This is a genomic window from Phenylobacterium sp. (genome assembly GCF_044372605.1).
Taxonomy (GTDB): Bacteria; Pseudomonadota; Alphaproteobacteria; order Caulobacterales; family Caulobacteraceae; genus Phenylobacterium.
Genome location: NZ_JBILRO010000302.1, coordinates 1 through 3,522, shown reverse-complemented (window position 1 = coordinate 3,522; position 3,522 = coordinate 1). Strand labels below are relative to the sequence as shown.

2 protein-coding genes, 1 tRNA gene and 2 rRNA genes are annotated in these 3,522 nt (G+C 63.2%); 4 read left to right on the top strand and 1 reads right to left on the bottom strand.

Translation table 11 applies throughout. The annotated features are described in order from the left end of the window. From ACIQ42_RS17225 to ACIQ42_RS17215, 3 genes are all read left to right on the top strand, one after another. A 23S ribosomal RNA gene (locus ACIQ42_RS17225) occupies positions 1-267 on the top strand; the annotation flags it as partial. Between the two features lie 72 nt (positions 268-339). Then, positions 340-454 (top strand): 5S ribosomal RNA (gene rrf / locus ACIQ42_RS17220). Positions 455-513: 59 nt separating this feature from the next. Beyond that, positions 514-590 (top strand) — tRNA-Met (locus ACIQ42_RS17215). 92 nt (positions 591-682) lie between these two features. Here the strand turns inward: ACIQ42_RS17215 and pyk are convergent. Next, a complete protein-coding gene (pyk, locus tag ACIQ42_RS17210; protein ID WP_397423462.1) occupies positions 683-2,110 on the bottom strand; it encodes a pyruvate kinase in 1,428 nt (475 codons plus the stop codon). Positions 2,111-2,279: 169 nt separating this feature from the next. Between pyk and ACIQ42_RS17205 the strand changes: the two genes are divergently transcribed. Further along, on the top strand, positions 2,280-3,522 hold a 1,243-nt coding region (locus ACIQ42_RS17205; protein WP_397423461.1), incomplete at its 3' end, for a transglycosylase domain-containing protein.

Genomic DNA, 3,522 nt, shown 5'->3' with positions numbered 1-3,522 from the left:
CGTGGGTGTACGAAGCTTGAGAGGATCTGTCCCTAGTACGAGAGGACCGGGATGGACATACCTCTGGTGGACCTGTCGTGGCGCCAGCCGCGCAGCAGGGTAGCTAAGTATGGAATAGATAACCGCTGAAAGCATCTAAGCGGGAAACTAACCTCAAAACAAGGCTTCGCTGAGAGCCGTGGTAGACCACCACGTTGATAGGCCAGGTGTGGAAGTGCCGCGAGGCATGGAGCTTACTGGTACTAATCGCTCGATAGGCTTGATCGTTCTTAGTAAAACTCATGAACGCTTTGATGTGTCAGACAATGATGTCTTCTCGAACTTGATCTTTTTGGTTGACCTGGTGGTTTTGCCGAGGAGTCCCCACCCGATCCCATTCCGAACTCGGTCGTTAAGCTCCTCTGGGCCGATGGTACTTCGTCTTAAGGCGCGGGAGAGTAGGTCGCCGCCAGGTCTACCAAGCAGATCAATATCCAGAACCCTTCAATTTACGATGCCATTCCACAGCTTTGCCGCGGGGTGGAGCAGCCCGGTAGCTCGTCAGGCTCATAACCTGAAGGTCACAGGTTCAAATCCTGTCCCCGCACCCAAGTTTCCAAGCGGCCCCGCATCTCTGCGGGGCCGTTTTCGATTCAACGCGCGGATGGGCGGTTACGACAACTGTATTGCGTCGACGATTACTTTAAGTGACCTGGGCCACGCGTAGTGAATTAGTCCCTCCCGACCTGCCGAATGGTACGCCGGCGATCACGACGATCTCTTCCCGACGCTTGGCGAAGCCGCCCTTGAGCGCCAGCGTGGCGGCCTGGGCGACGGTCTCCGTCATTGTGTGATTGGGCTCGGAGGTTACACCGTGGACGCCCCAGACGAGGGACATCCGCCGCGCGATCTCGAGGCTCGGAGTCAAACCCAGGATTGGACAATCCGGCCGCTCCCTGGAGATACGTAAGGCCGTACTTCCGGAGAGGGTGAAGGCCACGATGGCCTTGGCGTCGATGGTGTCAGCCACCTGGCGCGCTGCCGCAGAGATGGCATCCGGCGAGGATTTCTCGGGCTTTGGCCGGAGCGCGGCTCGGGCCGCGCGCAACTCATCATCATCCTCGGTGCGCGCGATGATCCTGTCCATCATCCGCACGGTTTCAACGGGATACTTGCCGGTGGCGCTCTCGGCTGAAAGCATAACGGCATCAGCGCCGTCGAACACGGCGGTGGCGACGTCAGAAGCCTCGGCCCGGGTAGGCGTCGGGTTCTCGATCATGCTTTCCATCATCTGGGTGGCGACCACCACGGGCTTGCCGAAACGGTGGCAGGCACGGATCAGGCGCTTCTGGATCAACGGCACATCCTCTGCCGGCATCTCCACGCCCAGGTCGCCACGCGCTACCATGATCGCGTCGGAAAGCCGCAGCACCTCCTCGATGGACTGCAGGGCCCCTGGCTTCTCGATCTTGGAGAGAATGAACGCCCGATCTCCGATCAACTCACGCGCCTCAACCACATCTTCCGGACGCTGCACGAAGGAAAGGCCGATGTAGTCGGCCCCGTGATCGAGCGCGAAGGCCAGGTCAGAGCGGTCTTTCACGGTCAGAGCGGGGATCGGCAGGGTGAGACCCGGCAGGTTGACCCCCTTGTGATCCGAAAGGCGTCCACCCACCGTGACGCGCGTATCGAGGTACTCGGCCGTTTGGCGGGTCACCTCCAGGCGGATGCGTCCGTCATCCAGCAGGAGGACCGATCCCACACTTGCGGCGGCCATGATCTCCGGGTGCGGGAGTTGCACGCGCGCGCCGTCTCCCGGTGTGGCCTTGAGATCGAGGCGCAGGCTGCGGCCCCACTGCAGCACCACATGGCCGGATGCGAAGCGGCCCACGCGAAGCTTGGGGCCCTGCAAGTCTGCCAGCACGCCAATGGGGCGGCCGACCTTCTTCTCCACGCGGCGGATATTGTCGATCACCTCGGCATGGCCATCCTGGGTGCCGTGGCTGAAGTTCACCCGGAACACATCGGCACCGGTCCGGAACAACTCCTCCAGTCGCTCCGGCGTCGAGGACGCTGGACCGATAGTGGCTACGATCTTAACGCGCCGGCGCCGGCGGATCGCTTCAGCCACGCGGGTGGTCTCCTAAGGGGGGCGAATCCAGAGTGGCCAAAGTGACTGTCCCGAGGGCAGGCGGCAAGCGGCGCCATCATTACAGCGAATTATCTTGGCGACCGGCGACGCGCGGGAGACATAGGGCGCAGGCGATCCGCTTGAGGGAGCGAGGTCGCGGGAGCTCGCCTTGCTGACCGCCCTTACTGCTGCTTTCGCCATTTCTGCCCAAGGGCTGGAGATGCCCCGTGTGCCCGCGATCCAGCGGGATCCCCAGATTACCTACCTGGACCGTACCGGCGTCCTTATCGGCGTGCGCGGCGGGCGGTTTGCGCCGCCGGTAGATGTGGCGAAACTGCCCCCTCACGTAGCGGCTGCCTTTGTGGCTATCGAGGACCGGCGCTTCTACGAGCACAAGGGGTTCGATGCGCGAGGCATCGCCCGCGCCATCGTGACAGGTATTGAGGCGGGTCGCGCGACCCAGGGCGCATCGACGATCACCCAGCAACTGGCGCGAAACCTGTTCCTGAGCCAGGACCGGACCCTTGAGCGCAAGGCCACCGAACTGGCCTACGCGATCCAGCTCGAGCAGATTTACTCGAAGCAGCAGATCCTGGGGTTGTATCTAAGCCGGGTCTATTTCGGATCGGGCGCCTATGGCCTCGAAGCCGCGTCCCAGCGCTTTTTCAGCAAACCGGCAGCCCGGCTTTCAATAAGAGAAGCGGCCATGCTGGCAGGCGTCCTGAAGTCGCCCACGGCCTACAATCCGGCGGAGGCGACGGAGCGTTGTCTGGAACGGTCACGGCTGGTGCTTGACGCCATGGTCGACACCGGCGCCATCACGCCGGCCCAGCGGACAAAGGCCGCGGCTCAAGCACCGCGGGTGTTCAAAACCGCGGCGACCGCGCCCTCGCAATACTTCGTGGACTGGGTGGACGGACAAGTCCGACAGATGGTTCCAAAATTGACGCGGGACCTCACTGTCGAGACCACCCTGGATCAGCCCATGGAAGTTGCGGCTGGCGCGGCGGCAACGTCGGCGGTGAGCCGCTTCAAGGATCAGAAATCCCAGCAGGCTGCGTTGGTGGCTGTTGACGGCCAGGGCGCCGTACGCGCGATGGTGGGCGGCGCAAACTATGCTGTAGCGCCTTACAACCGTGCGGCCAGCGCCCGGCGGCAGGCCGGCTCGGCGTGGAAGCCGTTCGTCTATCTGACCGCGCTGGAGGCTGGGCAAACGCCGGACACCCCGGTCATCGACGAGCCTGTGACCATCGGTAACTGGTCACCGCAAAACTACGAACCCGGAGTTCTGGGGCCGATGACGCTTGAGGCGGCGCTGGCAAAGTCCGTGAACACAGTCGCGGCGCGGCTCGCTGATGAGGTCGGGCGTCCGCAGGTGGCCGCCACCGCGCGGCGTCTCGGGATCGCCTCGA